General features: G+C 65.0%; 19 protein-coding genes. 14 read left to right on the top strand and 5 right to left on the bottom strand.

Going from position 1 to position 17,631, the window contains the following annotated elements; genetic code table 11:
* Window positions 1-5 precede the first annotated feature (5 nt).
* The 10 genes from AACH32_RS11140 to rlmB are packed head-to-tail and all read left to right on the top strand — an operon-like array spanning window position 6 to window position 8,787.
* Window positions 6-1,109 (top strand): glycosyltransferase family 9 protein, encoded by a 1,104-nt coding sequence (locus tag AACH32_RS11140; protein ID WP_338599273.1) that lies wholly within the window; start codon window positions 6-8, stop codon window positions 1,107-1,109.
* Window positions 1,106-2,122: a D-glycero-beta-D-manno-heptose-7-phosphate kinase gene (rfaE1, locus tag AACH32_RS11135; protein ID WP_338599270.1), complete on the top strand. Its 1,017-nt coding sequence runs from the start codon at window positions 1,106-1,108 to the stop codon at window positions 2,120-2,122. The genes AACH32_RS11140 and rfaE1 overlap by 4 nt, the downstream gene beginning before the upstream one ends.
* The gene (locus AACH32_RS11130; protein WP_338599268.1) at window positions 2,122-3,081 is read left to right on the top strand and encodes an SDR family oxidoreductase; all 960 of its coding nucleotides are present in this window, start codon (window positions 2,122-2,124) and stop codon (window positions 3,079-3,081) included. Before rfaE1 ends, AACH32_RS11130 begins: the two co-directional genes overlap by 1 nt.
* A complete protein-coding gene (locus AACH32_RS11125; protein ID WP_338599266.1) occupies window positions 3,081-4,358 on the top strand; it encodes an O-antigen ligase family protein in 1,278 nt (425 codons plus the stop codon). The genes AACH32_RS11130 and AACH32_RS11125 overlap by 1 nt, the downstream gene beginning before the upstream one ends.
* A gap of 34 nt (window positions 4,359-4,392) precedes the next feature.
* Window positions 4,393-5,697: a UDP-glucose dehydrogenase family protein gene (locus AACH32_RS11120; RefSeq protein WP_338599264.1), complete on the top strand. Its 1,305-nt coding sequence runs from the start codon at window positions 4,393-4,395 to the stop codon at window positions 5,695-5,697.
* A 6-nt stretch (window positions 5,698-5,703) separates the two neighbouring features.
* Complete coding sequence (locus AACH32_RS11115; protein WP_338599261.1) at window positions 5,704-6,246, top strand: DUF4416 family protein; 543 nt, start codon at window positions 5,704-5,706, stop codon at window positions 6,244-6,246.
* Entirely contained in the window at window positions 6,243-7,121 is an 879-nt protein-coding gene (locus AACH32_RS11110) for a YicC/YloC family endoribonuclease (protein ID WP_338599258.1), read from the top strand. The genes AACH32_RS11115 and AACH32_RS11110 overlap by 4 nt, the downstream gene beginning before the upstream one ends.
* A gap of 15 nt (window positions 7,122-7,136) precedes the next feature.
* Complete coding sequence (locus AACH32_RS11105; protein WP_338599255.1) at window positions 7,137-7,424, top strand: DUF370 domain-containing protein; 288 nt, start codon at window positions 7,137-7,139, stop codon at window positions 7,422-7,424.
* Window positions 7,421-8,029 carry a guanylate kinase gene (gene gmk / locus AACH32_RS11100; RefSeq protein ID WP_338599252.1) on the top strand — a complete coding sequence of 203 codons (609 nt, stop codon included), beginning with the start codon at window positions 7,421-7,423 and terminating at the stop codon, window positions 8,027-8,029. The genes AACH32_RS11105 and gmk overlap by 4 nt, the downstream gene beginning before the upstream one ends.
* Window positions 8,030-8,031: 2 nt before the next feature.
* Window positions 8,032-8,787 (top strand): 23S rRNA (guanosine(2251)-2'-O)-methyltransferase RlmB, encoded by a 756-nt coding sequence (rlmB, locus tag AACH32_RS11095; RefSeq protein ID WP_338599250.1) that lies wholly within the window; start codon window positions 8,032-8,034, stop codon window positions 8,785-8,787.
* 45 nt (window positions 8,788-8,832) lie between these two features.
* Here rlmB and AACH32_RS11090 read toward each other — a convergent pair whose 3' ends face one another.
* The 5 genes from AACH32_RS11090 to AACH32_RS11070 are packed head-to-tail and all read right to left on the bottom strand — an operon-like array spanning window position 8,833 to window position 12,208.
* Window positions 8,833-9,522: a YggS family pyridoxal phosphate-dependent enzyme gene (locus AACH32_RS11090; protein ID WP_338599247.1), complete on the bottom strand. Its 690-nt coding sequence runs from the start codon at window positions 9,520-9,522 to the stop codon at window positions 8,833-8,835.
* Entirely contained in the window at window positions 9,519-10,118 is a 600-nt protein-coding gene (locus AACH32_RS11085; protein ID WP_338599245.1) for a Maf family protein, read from the bottom strand. Before AACH32_RS11085 ends, AACH32_RS11090 begins: the two co-directional genes overlap by 4 nt.
* Window positions 10,119-10,120: 2 nt before the next feature.
* Window positions 10,121-10,894, bottom strand: coding sequence for a TatD family hydrolase (locus AACH32_RS11080; RefSeq protein WP_338599243.1), 774 nt, complete (start codon window positions 10,892-10,894; stop codon window positions 10,121-10,123).
* Window positions 10,881-11,399, bottom strand: a complete 519-nt coding sequence (locus AACH32_RS11075) for a D-Ala-D-Ala carboxypeptidase family metallohydrolase (protein ID WP_338599240.1) — start codon at window positions 11,397-11,399, stop codon at window positions 10,881-10,883. Before AACH32_RS11075 ends, AACH32_RS11080 begins: the two co-directional genes overlap by 14 nt.
* Window positions 11,400-11,419: 20 nt before the next feature.
* Window positions 11,420-12,208 (bottom strand): hypothetical protein, encoded by a 789-nt coding sequence (locus AACH32_RS11070; RefSeq protein WP_338599238.1) that lies wholly within the window; start codon window positions 12,206-12,208, stop codon window positions 11,420-11,422.
* A gap of 124 nt (window positions 12,209-12,332) precedes the next feature.
* Here AACH32_RS11070 and AACH32_RS11065 point away from each other — a divergent pair, with 124 nt between their 5' ends.
* The 4 genes from AACH32_RS11065 to AACH32_RS11050 all read left to right on the top strand — a co-directional run bounded on the left by AACH32_RS11065 (window position 12,333) and on the right by AACH32_RS11050 (window position 17,578).
* On the top strand, window positions 12,333-13,523 hold the full coding sequence (locus AACH32_RS11065; RefSeq protein WP_338599235.1) for a deoxyguanosinetriphosphate triphosphohydrolase family protein: 1,191 nt from the start codon (window positions 12,333-12,335) through the stop codon (window positions 13,521-13,523).
* 268 nt (window positions 13,524-13,791) lie between these two features.
* Complete coding sequence (locus AACH32_RS11060; protein ID WP_338599233.1) at window positions 13,792-14,637, top strand: ABC transporter ATP-binding protein; 846 nt, start codon at window positions 13,792-13,794, stop codon at window positions 14,635-14,637.
* A gap of 21 nt (window positions 14,638-14,658) precedes the next feature.
* Window positions 14,659-16,677, top strand: a complete 2,019-nt coding sequence (locus AACH32_RS11055) for an AMP-binding protein (RefSeq protein WP_338599231.1) — start codon at window positions 14,659-14,661, stop codon at window positions 16,675-16,677.
* 13 nt (window positions 16,678-16,690) lie between these two features.
* A complete protein-coding gene (locus AACH32_RS11050) occupies window positions 16,691-17,578 on the top strand; it encodes a branched-chain amino acid ABC transporter permease (protein ID WP_338599228.1) in 888 nt (295 codons plus the stop codon).
* Window positions 17,579-17,631 lie beyond the last annotated feature (53 nt).

Raw genomic sequence — 17,631 nt, 5'->3', positions numbered from 1 at the left:
GTTCTTTGTCCTGGTTACCTTTTATAATCAATCCCCTGGTGCTGGGGACGCTGCGCGACCGGCCCGGTGCCTTAGACCCCGAGCGGGTAAAGAGCATCTTGGTGGTGCGCAACGACAACATCGGCGACGTGTTGTGCACCACCCCGGCCATCCAGGCCCTGCGCGATGCCTTTCCCCGGGCCCATTTGGCCGCCCTGGTGTGCACCCTCAGCCAGACGGCCATAGAGGGGCACCCGGCCCTGGACGAGCTTTTCGTCTATCCCAAGGCCAAGCATCGCCACTACTCCAAGGTGGAGTCCTATAGGCGCATGGCCGCCACGCTGGCCCAGGTGCGCCGGAGGCGTTTCGACCTGGCCGTGGCTTTCCGCGACAGTTTTTCCAATTCTCAGGCTTGGCTTACCTACGCTTCCGGGGCTCGCTGGCGTCTGGGGCCCGAAGCCAGGGGCAAGAAAAGACGCTGGGGTTTTTATTACAATCTTCCAGCACCCTGGCCCGCCCGCAAAGACCACGAAGTGCTGCGCTGCATGTCCCTTTTGCGCCACATCTGCCTTGACAGCCCCCCCGGCAAGCTGTATCTCAAAGTACCCGAGGATTCCAGAGCCAAAGTAGCGGAATTGTTCGCCACTTACGGCTTGGACCCGGAGCGGCCGCCGGTGGTGCTCAACATCACCCGCTGGGCCTACCGCCCGGAATGCACCTGGCCCGACGCCAAGTATCGCCGCCTGGCCCAGGAACTGGCGCGGCGCCCCGGGGGGGTGGTGATCACCCACGCGCCCGGGCACGAGGCCTGGATCGAAAGCATACTCCAGGGGTTGGAACCCAAGCCCCCGGTGTTTTGTTCGCCCAGCCTCAAGGACTTTGCCGCCATGATCGCCGCCGGGCGGGTTTTTATCACCCCCGAAGGCGGACCCATGCATTTCGCGGCGGCAGTGCACAAGCCTCAAGTGGTATTGTGGTCCAGCACGCCGTTGTACAATTGGCGGCCCTGGGGGGTGGAAAGCCAAATATTGGGGGCCACCGGCCCCATAGAGCCCATAGAGGTCGAGGAGGTTCTGGCCTCCCTGGAGCGGCTGGGACAAGGGCGGGAGTCAGGGGATAAGGTTTCATGACCTACAGTTTTGATTTGGAGCGCCTCCAGCAAGCGGTGCGGCGTTTCAGCAGCAGGCGCATCCTGGTACTGGGCGACGTGATGCTCGACGAGTTCATCTGGGGCCACGTTGAGCGCATCAGCCCCGAGGCTCCGGTGCCGGTGGTCGAGGTGGAGAGTGAAACCTACATGCTCGGCGGCGCGGCCAACGTGGTGCACAACCTCATCGCCCTGGGCTGCCGGGCCGGCATCTGCGGCCTGGTGGGCGAGGACCGGGCCGGCCGTCAGGTTCTGGAGCTTTTGGACCAGCTCGAGGTACCCAACCAGGGGCTGATCGTGTGCCAAGACCGCCCCACCACGGTCAAGACCCGGGTGGTGGCCCACAGCCAGCAGATGGTGCGGGTGGACCGTGAGAGCCGCCGCGAATGCCCCGGCGATTCCTTGCAGGCCATGCAGGCCTTTTTGGCCAAGGAACTGCCGCTGTGCGACGCGGTCATTGTTAGCGACTATGCCAAGGGAGTCATCAGCCGGGCCATATTGGACACCGTGCAGCAGCAGGCCGCCTCGGGCAGGCTGGTAGTGAGCGTGGACCCCAAGGTGGCCAACATGCCGCTCTACACCGGGGCCACGGTGGTTACCCCCAACCACTACGAGGCCCTGGCCGCCACCCGCATCAGCCCCCAGGGGGATCACGCGGTGGAGCGCGCCGGGCGCATGCTACTGGAGAACCTGCAGGCCGGGGCCATTCTCATCACCCAGGGGGAGCGGGGCATGACCCTGGTGACCCCCGAAGGCATGGACCACGTGCCCACCATGGCCAAACAGGTGTTCGACGTAACCGGGGCCGGGGACACGGTCATCAGCACCCTGACCCTGGGGCTGGTCAGCGGGCTCTCACTGCCCGAAGCCGCGGTCATGGCCAACGTGGCCGCCGGAGTGGTGGTGGGCGAGGTGGGCACCTCGGCGGTTACGGCGGGACGGCTTTCCAAGGCCCTGGAACAGGATCTGGCCTTTCTGACTCGCAGGAACAATTAGTGTCCACCTATTTGATCACCGGCGGGGCCGGTTTCATCGGCTCCCATTTGGCCCAGGCCCTGACCGCCCAGGGCCACAAAGTGAGGGTGTTGGACAACCTCAGCTCCGGCAGTCTGCGCAACCTGCAGGCCGCGCGCCGGGGGCCGGGCGAGTTCAGCTTCGTGGAGGGGGACATACGAGACCCTCAAGCCTGCCGCGAGGCCGTGGAGGGCGTGGACTACGTCCTGCACCAGGCGGCAAAATCGCGGGTGCAGTGCTCCTTGGATGACCCCTTGCTGACCCACGAGGTAAACGCCACGGGCAGCCTTAATCTGCTGTGGGCGGCCAAGGGGGCGGGGGTGAAGAGGGTGGTGGCGGCCAGCAGCTCCTCCATCTACGGCGACGTGGAGCCGATTACGACGGCCAAGAGCGAAAGCCTGCCGCTCAACCCCGTAAGCCCCTACGCGGTGAGCAAGGTGGGCATGGAGCAATACTGCAAGGTGTTCTACCAGGTCTACGGCCTGGAGACCGTGTGTTTGCGCTATTTCAACGTTTTCGGACCCCGCCAAGATCCCCAGGCCGCTTATGCGGCGGTGGTGCCCAGGTTTCTCTTCGCCTTGCATGCCGGTCAGGCCCCCACGGTGTTTGGCGACGGCCGCCAGAGCCGCGATTTCACCTACGTGGACAACGTGGTGGCCGCCAACCTGGCCGCCTGCGCCTCTCCGGTGGCGCCGGGCCTGGCCCTGAACGTTGGCGCCGGGATGAGCCATTCCCTATTGGACCTGCTCAGGGTTTTGCGGGAGCTGCTGGGCAGCGAGGTGAAGCCGGTTTTCGCCCCGGCCCGCATCGGCGAGGTGCGCCACAGCCTGGCTTCCCTGGAGCTTTCGCGGAAAGTGCTGGGATACGATCCCAAGGTGGGCTTTCGCCAAGGCCTGGCCCGCCTGGTGGAACTGACCCGGCAGGGCAGGTATCAGGACTGATGAGCGCGCAGCACCAGAGCGGCCTGCTCCAATGGGAGCGCCCCGGCTTGGCCGACGCCTTTTACCGGATGGCCCGCCTTTTCGCCCTGAGCCTGGTGTTTATTTTGCCCCTGGAGTCCATCACCGCGGCCCGCGAGATGGCCATGGTGGGCATGCTCTTGTTCCTGGTCCTGTTCCTGTGGGCGCGCGGGGGGGATCGTTTTCGGGCCACGGTGCTTTTCTGGCCTTTGCTTTTCTACGTGGCGGTCACGGTGTTCAGCCTGTTCACCGCGGTGGACATGGACTACAGCCTAAAGGAACTCCGGTCCGAGGTTCTCAGAGGCCTTTTGTTTTTCTACGCCGGGGTGCATTTGATCCAGGAGGCGGACAACCTTAAGCAATTCTGGGGGGTGATCCTGGCGGGCCTGGCGGTTATGACCTCGGCCGGCCTGTTTATCTTTTTCAACGAAGGCGGCTCCCTGTTCAATCACGCGGTGCGGGCGGGATCGCTGCACAGCGGCTACGGCACCCTGGGCACCTATTTGGTGCTGGTGTGGCCGTATCTGCTGCTGGCCCCGCTGCTTTGGACTGGGCGCGGCCCCAGGTGGCTCTGGGCGGCCCTGCTGCTGGCCACGATTTTGATGGCCTACGTCACCTACAACCGGGCCGCCTGGCTGGCCATGTTGTTGCAGGCCGCCATGTGCCTGGTCATGCTCACCAGTCACCGCCTGCGCACCCTGCTCTTGGTGGGGCTGGCCGCCTTGCTGGCGGTGGGGGTGATGTTCATGGCGCCGGGCTCTCGCCATGGCGAAAGCTGGGACCGTTTGGTGAGTAACCCCCTCAAGACCGGGGGCACCGCCGGAGATCTGCTTACCCTTTGGGCCTATTCCTACAAGCAGGTGAAAAAGGATCCCTTCCGGGGCATCGGCCTGGGACGGCACAGCTTTTCCAAGGCCTATCCCAAGTTCCGGGCCACCCACCAGCCGCTGTTGTGGCACGCCCACAACACCTTCGTGGATCTGACCCTGCAACTGGGGGTGCAAGGCTTGGTCGCCATATTGCTTATAATGGGGGTGCTGCTGTGGGCGCTGTGGCCCAACTCGCCTCCCCGTGCGGGGCAAGAAGTCCAGGCCTTTGCCGCGGCCACTGCCGCCTTGGTGGCCGGGTTCTGCTTGCGCAACTTGTTTGACGATTTTTTCGTGGACGATACGGGCATGATGTTCTGGCTGCTGACCGGCTTGGCTCTGGGAGGCCGGGCCTTGCTGCGCTCCCAGGACGGGGCCCGGAAAATAATTTAGACCGCTTGAGAGCGGTGGTAACGGGACTTAGGGTATGAACATTTGCATGGTTGGCGTGGGTTACGTCGGGCTGGTAACCGGGGCGTGTTTCGCCGAGTTCGGCATCAACGTGGTCTGCGTGGACAAGGTCCAGGAAAAAATCGATATGCTCAAGCGGGGCAAGGTGCCCATCTATGAGCCGGGCCTGGAGGAGATGGTGGCCAAGAACGCCCGGGAGGGCCGCCTTAGCTTCACCACCGACCTGGAAGAGGGCATCAAGAACTCCCTGGTGATCTTCATCGCCGTGGGCACCCCCCAGGGCAACGACGGCGCGGCGGACCTCAAGTACGTGGAGCAGGTGGCCAAGAGCATCGGCCAGACCATGACCGACTACAAGGTGGTGGTGACCAAGTCCACGGTGCCGGTGGGCACCGGCCAGAAGGTGGCCGAGATCATCCGGGCCAACCAGGAGACCCCGTTGGACTTCGACGTGGTGAGCAACCCCGAGTTTTTGCGCGAGGGTTCGGCCATTGAGGATTTCATGCGACCCAACCGGGTGGTGGTGGGCACCAGCAGCGAGCGGGCCCAGGCGGTGATGCGCGACCTGTACGCCCCCCTGTACCTCATCGAGACGCCCTTCGTGCTCACCAACGTGGAAACCGCGGAGATGATCAAGTACGCCTCCAACGCCTTTTTGGCCACCAAGATCAGCTTCATCAACGAGATGGCCAATATCTGCGAAAAGGTGGGGGCGGACGTGAACCTGGTGGCCAAGGGCATGGGTCTGGACCGGCGTATCGGGTCCAAGTTTTTGCATGCCGGGCCCGGTTATGGCGGTTCGTGCTTCCCCAAGGACACCGAAGCCATCGCCCATATCGCCAAGGACCACGACTACCGCTTCCGCATCGTGGAGGCGGTGATCGAGGTGAACCGTGATCAGCGCCGGCGCATGGCCGATAAGATCGCCCAGGCCCTGGGCGGCGACTTGCAAGGCAAGGTAGTGGCCTGCCTGGGGCTCACCTTCAAGCCCAACACCGACGACATGCGCGAGTCGCCCAGCCTGGCCATTCTGCCGGCCGTGATGCGCCGGGGGGCCGAGGTGAGGGCCTACGACCCGGCGGGCATGGCCGAGGCCATGGAAAAGATGGCCGGCCTGGTGGCCTGCGACAACTCCTACCACGCCGCCGAAGGGGCCGACTGCCTGGTGCTCATGACCGAGTGGAACCAGTTCCGCAACCTGGACTGGGCCAGGCTGAAACAGGTGATGCGCGGCAAGGTGGTGGTGGACCTGCGCAACGTGTACGCGCCCGAAAAGGTGCGCCAGGCCGGTTTCACCTATATCAGCGTGGGCCGGCCCTAGGCGCGCATGGGAGCCGATGCCCGGCCGGCCCGTCTGGTGGTGAGCCTGTTGGCCGGGCGCGAGGAGCCCCGGGCCCGGGCCCTGGGCCGACTGGCCATCCTCCTGGGGCCGGTGGTATTCTACTCCGAGCCCATGCCCTTTAGTCGGAGCGAGTACTACGCCCCGGAGATGGGTATTGGCCTCAACCGCCGCCTGGCCGCCTTTGAGCGGTTGCGCCTGCCCGGCGAGCTGGTCGGGATAAAGCGCCAGTGCGCGGCCTTGGAAGGCGAGCTTTCCCGCGAGGGTCGGCGCCTGGTCAACCTGGACCCCGGCCTGTTGGATCGGGACAGCCTGGTGTTGGCCACCCACAAATTCGCGGGGCACCGCATGGAGCTGGCCCCGGGCGTCTACGGCGAAGTGACCCTTTATTATCAGGGCGGCGCCTATCGGCCGCTGCCCTGGACCTACCCGGACTATGCCGGGGAACAGATACGCGATCTGCTGGAATTGTTGCGCGGCCGCCTTTTGTGGCAGGGCAAGGCAGAGCGGTCGCGAGGAGAAAACCTTTGATCAAGTCCATGACCGGTTACGGCAGGGGCCAAAACCACGTCGGCGATGGCGCCTGGGTGGCGGAGCTAAAGACGGTTAACTCGCGCTACCTGGATTTCCATCTGCGCCTGCCGACGGGGCTGACCGCCCTGGAAGAGCGCATCAAAAAGTTCGTGAGCGCCCGTCTGACCCGGGGACGGGTTAGCCTCAGCGTCGCGGCCAGCGGCGCGGTGGAAGCGGCGCCGCGCCTGGTGCTCAACCGGCCCCTGGTGCGCGAGTATCGCCGGGTGCTGGAGGAGCTGCGCCAAGAGCTGGGCGTGGAGCAGGAGCCGGGGCTCATGCCCTTTCTCTACAACCGCGACCTGATCCTCAGCCAGGAGGAGGGCCCGGACCCCGAGGCCCTGTGGGGCCAGCTGGAGCCCGCCCTGGCCCAGGCCCTGGACGAGCTGGAGGCCATGCGCGCCGCCGAGGGCCAGGCCCTGGCCGAGGATCTGGGGGCCCGCCTGGAGGTGGTGGGGCGCTTGTTCAGCGAGGCGGCGGCCCGTTCTCCCCAGGTGGTGGCCGGATATCAGGATCGCCTGCGCGAGCGCATCGCCTTTCTCACCGGCGACACCGAGCCCGACCCCCAGCGCCTGGCCATGGAAGTGGCGGTGATCGCCGACAAGGCCGACATCACCGAGGAAGCGGTGCGCGCGGCCAGCCACTTGGAGCAGTTCAAGCAGTTTCTGCTTAGCTCCGAGCCGGTGGGGCGCAAACTGGATTTCCTTATGCAGGAGCTCAACCGGGAAGCCAACACCATGGGCTCCAAGACCCCGGACGCCGAGGCGGGCCAGACCATCGTGGAGCTCAAGGCCGAGCTGGAGCGCATCCGGGAACAGATCCAGAACGTGGAATAGGCGCGGGGAGGCGTCATGGCCGGCAAGTTGATGAGCCTGGGTTTCGGCAACACCGTGACCGCCCGCCGGGTGGTGGCCATACTCAATCCCGCCGGGGCTCCCATGAAGCGCCTGCGCGAGGAGGCCCGCAAAGCGGGGCGCCTGCTGGACGCCACCCAGGGGCGGCGCACCCGCAGCATCGTGATCACCGACTCGGGGCACGTGCTGCTCTCGGCCATCCAGCCGGACACCATGGCCCAGCGCTACGAGTCCACCAGCTTTGACGAATCAACCCTGTCCTTGAGTGAAGAGGAGCCCGCATGAACGGCGAGGGACAAATATACGTGCTGTCCGGCCCGCCGGGGGCGGGCAAGAGCACCATCGCCGCCAGGGTGCGCGCCGATATGCCAGATTTGGCCTACTCGGTGAGCCTGACCACCCGCGCCCCCCGGCCGGGCGAGAAGGACGGGGTGGATTACCACTTCGTGAGCCGCGAAGAGTTTCAGAAGCGCATCGCCGCCGGGGAGATGGCCGAGCACGAGGAGATCTTCGGCAACCTCTACGGCACTTCGGAGAAGATGGTGCGCCAGGTGCTGGAGCAGGGCCAAGACCTTTTCCTGGACACCGACGTCAACGGGGCCGAGAGCCTGCGCAAGCGCTTCGCTGACGGGGTCTTCATTTTCCTGGTGCCGCCAAGCCCCACCGAGTTGGAGCGGCGGCTACGGGGCCGGGGCACCGAGGACGAGGACCAGTTGGCCCAAAGGCTGGGCCGGGTCAAGTACGAGTTGAGCAAGGCCTTCAATGCCACCTACCTGGTGGTCAACGACGACCTGGACCGGGCCGTGGCCCAGGTGGAGGCCATCATCATCGCCGGCCGCTGCCGCACCTCGCGGCATCTTAAGCTGCTGGACGAGTTTCAGGACACCTAGCCTTGGCGGACAGTGAAAACAGCGTGATCGTGGGCCGCCACGCCGTGGCCCAGGCCCTGGCCGAGCAGCCCAAGGCGGCCGGCGAGCTGCTGTTGGCCGCGGGCGACAAGAACGCGGCCCTGGCCCGCCTGGCCGAGGCGGCCCGCGCCGCCGGGGTCAAGGTGCGCCGGGCTCCCCGCCAGCGGCTCAACGAGCTGGCCGGTGGGGCCGCTCACCAGGGAGTGGCCCTGGTCATGGCCGCCTATGACTACGCCCCGTTGGAGCAGATCATCGTGGCGGCCCAGGCCGCCGGGGATGCCGCCCTGGTGGTGCTGGCCGATCACATCCAGGACCCGCACAACCTGGGGGCCATCCTGCGCAGCGCCGCCGCCGCCGGGGCCCAGGGCCTGGTCATGCCCAAGGACCGGGCCTGCCCCCTGACCCCGGCCGCCCTCAAGGCCGCCGCCGGGACCGCCTCTTTGGTGCCGGTGGCCCGGGTCACCAACCTGAGCGCCGCCGCCCAGGAGCTTCAGGAAGCGGGACTGTGGCTTTTGGCCGCGGCCACCCGCCAGGCCCCGCCGCCCTGGGAGCACGATCTGAGGCGGCCTCTGGCCCTGGTGGTGGGCGGGGAGCACAAGGGTGTGGGCCCACGCCTGATGTCCCTGTGCGACATGCAGGCCAGTCTGCCCCTGGCCCCAGGGGTGGAGAGCCTCAACGCCTCGGTGGCCGCCGGAGCCCTGCTGTTCGAGATCGTGCGCCAGCGCCAGGGCGATAGGTAGTAGCCCGGCCGAGCCTCGTGCCGCATTGATTCGCGGTGGTATTTGCTAGGAATATTCCCGTTGGCCGAAAATGGCCGTGCCCACCCGCACCAGGGTGGCGCCCTCGGCGATGGCCGCTTCGAAGTCGCCGCTCATACCCATGGACAAATGGCGCATGGCCCCTTCGGGCAGGTCCCGGCCCAGGCGGACGGCCAACTCGCGCAGTTGGGCGAACAACGGGCGGGCCCGCTGGGGATCGTCAAAGAACGGGGGCATGGTCATGAGACCGGTAAGCTCCAGGTGCTCCAGCTTGGCCACTTCCTGGGCCAGGTTCGCCGCCTCGGCGGGCGCGCAGCCGGACTTCTGGGCTTCGCCGCCCACGTTGACCTGCAACAGCACCCCCAGCTTGCGGCCCAACTCGCCGGCCCGGCGGTCCAGGGCCTTGGCCAGCTTGAGGCGGTCCACGCTCTGGACCACGTCGAAAAGCTCGGCAACCACCTTGGCCTTGTTGCTCTGCAAGTGGCCGATGAAGTGCCAGGAGGGGCCGGGGCCCACCGCCGGTATCTTGTCCTGGGCCTCTTGCACGTAGTTCTCGCCAAAGAGGATCTGCCCGGCGGCCAGGGCCTCCTTGACCGCCCCGGGGCCGTGCGTTTTGCTCACCGCCACCAGGCGCACCTGCTCGGGCTTGCGGCCCGAGGCTTTGGCCGCCGCCGCGATGCGCGCGGTGATCAGGGCCAGGTTAACGGCGATGCTCATGAGGCCGGTCCATCGGGCCGGATAAGGCCTTGGCGCAGGAGAAGCTCGATCACCGCGGCCAGGGGCAGGCCCACCACGTTGGTGTAGGAGCCGCTCACCTCCTTGACCAGCGCCCCGCCCAGGCCTTGCACCGCATAGGCGCCGGCCTTGTCCAGGGGCTCGCCGGTGGCCACGTAGGCGGCGATCTCCGCCTCGCTCAGCTCGCGGAAGGTCACCAGGCTGCGGCCCATGCCCTCCTTGTGCCAGGATTCGTTGCGCAGGCAATAGCCGGTGATGACCTCGTGTTGCGCGCCGGAGAGCCGCCGCAGCATGGCGGCCGCCTCGGCGGCGTCCTGGGGCTTGCCCATGATCTCCCCGCCCAGCACCACCAGGGTGTCGGCGGCCAGCACCGTGTCATAGGGCCCGGTGGCCACCGCCGCCGCCTTGGCCGCGGCCAGGCGTTGGGCAGCCGCCTCGGCCTTTTCGCCGGGCAACAGGCTCTCGTCGATGTGGCTGGGGGCCAGACGATAAGTGAGGCCCAGATTGCCCAGCATTTCCCGCCGGCGCGGAGAGGCCGAGGCCAGCACCAAACCCACTCCCGGAGCCAAGCTATACATGCCTAGTCCTCCATGTAGGGCAGGCTGAACAAGCGCCGCGCGTTGTCGGTGGTCACCTGGGCCACTTCCTCGGGGCTTACGCCCAAGGCCTTGGCCAGGGCCAGGTGGGTGTGGGTCACGTAGGCCGGCTCGTTGGGCTTGCCGCGATGGGGCATGGGGGACAGGTAGGGGCAGTCGGTTTCGATCAAGAGCTTGGTCAGAGGCACCTTTTTAACCAGGGCCCGCAGCTCGTCTGATTTCTTGTAGGTGATCACCCCGGTGATGCCCAGGCTGAAGCCCAGGGAGACCAGCTCCTGGGCCAGCGCGGCGTCGCCGCTGAAACAGTGCACCACGCCGCCCACCCGCTCGGCCCCGCCCTTGGCCAGCATGTTGAGCACGTCGCTATGCGCCTCGCGGTCGTGCACCACCAGGGGCAGACCCAAATCCAGGGCCAGCTCGATCTGGGCGGCAAAAGCGTCGCGTTGCAGGTGGCGGGGAGACAGATCGCGGTAGTAGTCCAGGCCGCATTCGCCCACGGCCACCGCCGAGACGGTCAGGGCCAGCAGCTTGAATTCCCCCCAAAGATCGGGACCCACCTTGGACACCTCGTGGGGATGCAGGCCCACGGTGCAGAAGACCCCGTACAGATCCCGGCTGAAGTCGGCGGCGCGCCGGGAAGATTCCAGGTCGATGCCTACGGTGATTATCTGACCCACTCCGGCCTGTTTGGCCCGTTCAAAGGCCGCCGCGGGGTCGTCCAGCAAATCCAGGTGAGCGTGCGTGTCAACAAGTTTCATCAAGTCGGTCCCTCGTCAAATACCCATCGGCAATCATACTGCTCAGGTCGTCCGCCGAAATTTGGACTAATGAGCCCGCCGCCCGGCTAAGGTAAAGCCGGGGAGAGCATGAGTCGGCTCGCGCTAAATCCAGGTGGACCCAACCATTGCCGTAATTATACAGGATGATTTGGCCGCAGGGCAGGTTGGCCGTTGCCCAGCGGGCCAGGGAGGGGCTGTCCGCGCCCAAAGCCAGGGGCCGCACGTCCGCCGCCACTCCTTGGCAATGGCGGCTGGTGCGGTTCAGGGATACGAACCAGTTGACCTCCGAAGAGCGGTAACCGCTGGTCACCCGGATGGGGCCGAAGCGTCGGCGCAGGGGCTCCAGCACCAGGCGGGCCAGCCGGCGCAAGCCCTCCAGGGCCGCGGGGCAGGGGGTGTTGTCCAGGCCGTAGGCCAGGGCGGTGTCGGAGCGGGTAAGCTCGGCCAGGGTGAAGTGGGGAGCGCCGGGAAGGGGTTTAAGCATTTCCGGGAGCCCGGAGCGGCTCATGAGTTGAACTCGCCCGGCGCGAAAATACCCCTGCCCTCGAACACGTTGAGCAGGCGTGCTAGGCGCATGAGCTCCGGGTTCGTGGCGTCCAGCATCACCACCTCCAGGCCCGCGCCAAAGGCGGCGGCCAGAAAGGGCCCGGCCGCGAAATCGGCCCGGGCCCCGGCGCTGGCGGTGACCAGGTTGCTCAGGGCGATGAGGCGGCGGGGCGGCGGATCGAAGACCTGGGGTAGGGCGCGCAGGGTGGCCAGCACCGCCGCGGCGTGGGCCTCGCCTCCGGGCAGGGCCAGGGGCATGGCCATGGGGTCGATGATCAGGCGCTCGCCCACGATGCCCCGGGCCTGGGCCTCCTGCACGATGAGCGCGGCCAGGGCCAGGCGATCCTCGGCGCCCAGAGGCACGGTGGCGGTCATGGTGGCGGCGATCACCTCCAGACCGTGGGTTGCGGCGATGTCCAAGACCGGCCCCAAGCGCCCCGGCTCGGCGGTGGCCATGTTGAGCACCGGCGGCCGGGTGCAAAAGCCCAGGGCCAGCTCCAGGGTGGCCGGTTCGGCCGCATCCAGGATAAGCTGGGCCGCAGAGGCCGCCTCAACGGTTTTCACCAGCCAGGACCAGGTTTCCTCCCGCCGGGATGCGGGCAAAAAGCCGGGGTTCAGGTCGATCCAGGTGGCCCCGGCCCGCTCCAGATCGCGGCACAGCCCGCTGATAAAGGCTTCGTCGCGCGCATCCACGGCGCGGCGCACCGAGGGGCGGGAGGTGGTGAGGTTGTCGGCTGCGACTATCATGAGCGCAAGTCTATTATGCCCGGGGAGGCCTGGCAAGGGAGAGGCATCCCCAAGCGGGCGCCGCTTGACACCCGGCGGCCGGGGCGTTTCAATGGAGCATGGCGTTTAACTAGGAGCCGTCATCTTGCAGGATCACTTGCTGGCCGATCTGCGCCGCCGCCTTCAGGAGGAGGAAGCGCAAAGGCTTTCACCCCTGGCCTGTCTCAGCCGGGCGGCCGTGCGCCGCCGCCCCGACCCCTTGGCCGAGCAGGGCCATCGTCTGCCCTTTGCGGTGGATGCCGACCGAGTGCTGCATTCCCTGGCTTATACCCGCTACATCGACAAGACCCAGGTATTCTCCCTGGTGGACAACGACCAGATATCCCACCGGGTGCTGCACGTGCAGTTGGTGAGCAAGATCGCCCGGGGCCTGGGGCGCCTGCTGCGCCTCAACGAAGATCTTATCGAGGCCATCGCCCTGGCCCACGACCTGGGCCACCCCCCCTTTGGCCACGACGGCGAGAAATTTTTGGACCGCAAGTGCCGCGAGCACGGCATCAGTCCCTTTCTGCACAACCTGCAATCCGTGCATTTTTTGGAGCGATTGGAGCGGGGAGGGCGTGGACTCAACCTTAGTTTGCAAGTATTGGACGGGGTCCTGACCCACGACGGCGAGTTGCATACCGTGCGCCTGACACCTCAGCGGGACAAGGACTTCGCCGCCTTGGACGCCGAGATGGTCGCCAAGCGGCAAGACCCCTCCATGGAGCTCACCCCCATGACCCTGGAAGGGTGCCTGGTGCGGGTGGCCGACACCATCGCCTACGTGGGCCGCGACCTGGAGGACGCCATCCTCCTGGGCCTGGTCAGCCGGGACATGCTACCCGAGGTGGTGCGCCGGGTCCTGGGCGAGAGCAACGGCACCATCGTCTACCGCCTGGTGGAGGATCTAACCGCCAACTCCCTGGAACAAGACCATATTTCCTTCAGCCCTCCGGTGGCCCAGGCCTTGGGCCGCCTCAAGGAATTCAACCTGGTCAACATCTACACCAACCCGTCCATCAAGACCGAGCACCCCAAAATCTCCGCGGCCTTTGACCTGCTGTTCGATACCTATCTACAAGACCTTCGCCGGGAACGCCGAGGGAGCCCGGTGTACCGGGATTTCCTGGACCGCATGGATGAAAATTACAAAATTGAAACCTCTCCTCCTGAGGTGGTGCGAGACTTTTTGGCGGGCATGACCGACGATTTTTTTCTCAAACGCCACGCCGAACTTGTGTCGCCCCTGCGCCTGCCCGATAAGCTAAACGTGCCCCATATCGTAAAAAACTGAGCGCTCAGTCGGGGCAATGAGTATCCATTCACTCGGTATTTGCAAGACATTTCACAAACCTTGAGATAACAGGCATTTTTGCCATTTTTGGGGTTGAATCTCGGGCCTGCGATGGCTTATGATGCAGCCACGGTCAAGGTGCCATTTGGCGCAAAATTCACAATGAAAGACCGATATCCAGTCTGGATGATTAGCCGGGTCGCAATCGTTTTTTAGGTAACTTCACACTGACGCCGCTGGTACCCGCGGGTCTGGCCGGGGAGGGGACATGCCGCTGCCGAGCACTGCCGGGCAGGAGCAACGGAAGGATTTTAATCCCAGCAAACCCCTTTTGATCGTAGACGACATCCACCTCAGATTCGGCGGCCTGAACGCCCTCAGCGGAGTCAGTTTTCAGGTGCAGCCGGGCCACATCCAGGCCATCATCGGCCCCAACGGGGCCGGCAAGACCTGCATCCTCAACTGCATTTGCCGCTTCTACCATCCCCACAAGGGTCGCATCATCTTCGAGGACCAGGACATCTCCAAAGTGCCCACCCATAGGGTGGCCGAGTTGGGAATCGCCCGTAGTTTCCAAAACATAGAGCTGTTCCGCGGCATGACGGTGCTGGACAACATCAAGTTGGGCCACCACGTACACATGCATTCGGGCTTCTTGTCCGGCGGCGTATACCTGGGCAAGGCCCGCAAAGAGGAAATGAGGGTGCGCGCCGAGATAGAGGAACGCATCATCGACCTGCTGGAGATCGAGGCCATCCGCAAGCAGGTGGTGGGCACCTTGCCCTATGGCCTGCAAAAGCGGGTGGAGTTGGCCCGGGCCCTGGCCATGCGTCCCAAGATTCTGCTGTTGGACGAGCCCATGGCGGGCATGAACCTGGAGGAGACCGAGGACATGGCCCGCTTCATCCTCGACGTGAACGAGGAGTGGGGCGTGACCGTGGTGCTCATCGAGCACGACATGGGGGTGGTCATGGACATCTCCAACAGCGTGGTGGTGCTGGACTTCGGCACCAAGATCGCCCAGGGCAGCCCGGAAGAGGTAAGCAAGAACCCCCACGTCATCGAGGCCTACCTGGGCGCCGAAGACGCGGCCTATTCCAAGTTGGGTTTGTAGAGCAAGCTGGGAGAAGCGCCTGTGCCCCAGAAGACCTTTTTGCAAGCCGAGACCAGCGGAGCCGACATCGGCCGCGACACCATGCCGCTGCTATTGCAGCGCAACGCCCGCAAATACGGCGACGGCAAGGTGGCGCTCCGAGAGAAGGAATACGGCATCTGGCAGTCTTACACCTGGCAACAGTATTACGATCACGTCAAATACTTTGCCCTGGGTCTGGCTTCGCTGGGTTTCGTTGACGACGACGCCCTGGCCATCATCGGCGACAACCGGCCCGAGTGGGTGTTCGCCGAGCTGGCCGCCCAGAGCCTCAAGGGGCGCCCCCTGGGCATCTACCAGGACTCCATCCTCAACGAGGTGGCCTACGTCATCGATCACTCCGGGGCCACTTTCGTGGTGGCCGAGGACCAGGAGCAGGCCGACAAGGTCCTGGACATGAAGCATGAGCTGCCCGGGGTCAAGAAGATCATCTACACCGACCCCAAGGGTATGCGCGATTACGACGACCCCATGTTGGTCTATTTCCCCGACGTGGAGCAAATGGGCCGGAGCTTTGAAGAGCAAAACCCCGGCTATTTCGAGAAGTCGGTGGAGCGCCTGACCCCTAAGGACGTCGCCCTGATCGCCTACACCTCGGGCACCACCGGCTTTCCCAAGGGCTCGCTGCTCACCCACAGCAACATGCTCAAGATGGCCCTTAACCTGGCCCACGTGGACCCCAAGCGCCAGGACGACGAGTTCGTCTCCTTCCTGCCGTTGCCCTGGATCGGCGAGCAGATGATGAGCGTGTCCACCGCGCTGGCCATCGGCTTCACGGTCAACTTCCCCGAGGAGCCCGAGACGGCCATGGCCGACCTGTACGAGATCGGCCCCAACGTGGTGTTCAGCCCGCCCCGGGTGTGGGAGCAGCAGGCCCGCTCGGTGATCGTCAGGCATTTGGACGCCTCCTGGTTCAAGCGCTTCATCTACCGTCTGTGCATGCCCATCGGCTACCAGATGGCCGACTTCCATTTCGAGAAAAAGAGCCCGCCCTGGTACTGGAAGCTCATGTACGCCCTGAGCTACCTGCTGCTCTTCAGGGCCCTCAAGGACCGCCTGGGCTTCTCCAACATCCGCTCCGCCTCCACCGGCGGCGCGGCCCTGGGGCCCGACGTGTTCCGCTTTTTTCACGCCTGCGGGGTGAACCTCAAGCAGATCTACGGCCAGACCGAGATCAGCGGCATTTCCTGCATCCACCGCGAGGGCAAGGTGGACTTCACCAGCGTGGGCGAGCCCATCCCCGAGACCGAGGTGAAGATCGACGATCCCGACCCCGAGGGGGTGGGCGAGATCGTCTCCCGCTCGCCGGCGTTGTTCGTGGGCTATCTCAAAAACGACGAGGCCACCGCCGAGACCATCGTGGACGGGTGGCTGCACTCAGGCGACGCGGGCTATATCACCGAAAACGACCAACTGGTGTGCATCGACCGCGTGAAAGACCTCATGCAGCTCACCAGCGGGGCGCGTTTTTCGCCCATGTTCATCGAGAACAAGCTTAAGTTCTGCCCCTACATCGTCGAGCCCTGCGTCCTGGGCCACGAACGCCAGTTCGTCAGCGCCATCATCTGCATCGACTACAAGCACACCGGCAAATGGGCCGAGGAGCATCGCATCGGCTACACCACCTACACCGACCTGGCCTCCAAGCCCGAGGTGTACGACCTCATCGAAAAAGAGGTGGTGCGGGTGAACCGCAGCCTGCCCGAGGCGGCGCGCATCCAGAAGTTCCTGCTGCTCTACAAGGAGTTCGACCCCGACGACGGCGAGCTCACCCGCACGCGTAAGCTTCGGCGGCGCTTCATCGCCGAGCGCTACGCGGCGGAGATAGAGGCCCTGTACCAGGATCTGGACCAGGTTCACGTGGAGAGCGAGATCAAGTACCAAGACGGCAAGACCGCCACCATCGTCACCGACTTGCAAATACGCAAGATGAAGCCTCTGGATCAGTACGCCCTGGAGGACGAGCGCAAGTGGTGGCAGTTCTGGAAGCCGGTGCACTAGAAGGGTAGGGCGCATGACCGAGTTCCTGCAATTGATCGTAACCGGCCTGGTCATCGGATCGGTGTACGCCTTGGTGGCCATGGGCTTCGCCCTGATCTACAAGTCCACCAGCATCATCAACTTCGCCCAGGGCGAGTTCGTGCTGGTGGGCGGCTACATCTGCTGGTGGCTCTACACCATGCTGGGCATACCCATCCTGTGGTCGTTCATGCTCACCATGCTCATCGCGGTGGCCATGGGCGTGGTGCTGGAGCGCCTGGTGCTCAGGCCCATGATCGGCGAGCCCATCATCAGCGTGATCATGATCACCATCGCCCTGGCCACGGTGCTCAAGTCCCTGGTCACCGTTCTCTGGGGCACCCAGATCAAGGTCTTCACCCCGCCCATCTTCAGCCAGAAGGCCATCCACCTGGGACCGGTGCTGGTGAGCGAGGTCTATTTGTGGACCTTCGGCTTCGCCTTCTTGTTCCTGGGGGTGTTCGCGGCCTTCTTCAAGTTCACCCGGGTGGGCATCTCCATGCGGGCGGTGGCCAACGACCAGCAGGTGGCCCAGTCCATGGGCATCAGCGTGAAGCGGGTCTTTGCAATCTCCTGGTCCATCGGCGCCCTGGTCAGCGCGGTGGGCGGGCTTTTGGTGGGCAACATCAACGGCATCAACATCACCTTGTCCGACTTCGGGCTCAAGGTGTTCCCGGCGGTCATCCTGGGCGGCCTGGATTCCATCGGCGGGGCCATCATCGGCGGCCTCACCATTGGCATCCTGGAAAACCTGATGGGCTCCTATCTGGACGTGTACCTGGGCGGCGGGGTCAAGGAGATCGCGCCGTTCATCGTGTTGATCGTCATCTTGATGGTCAAGCCCTACGGCCTGTTCGGCATCAAGGAGATCGAGCGGGTCTAGGCCGTGCGCCGGGACCCGGAGTATGCTGCGAGAATAAGAGCTAGGGAGGCTTA

This window comes from Desulfoferula mesophila (genome assembly GCF_037076455.1).
Lineage (GTDB): Bacteria > Desulfobacterota > Desulfarculia > Desulfarculales > Desulfarculaceae > Desulfoferula > Desulfoferula mesophila.
This window is presented reverse-complemented; position numbering and strand designations above follow the sequence as displayed.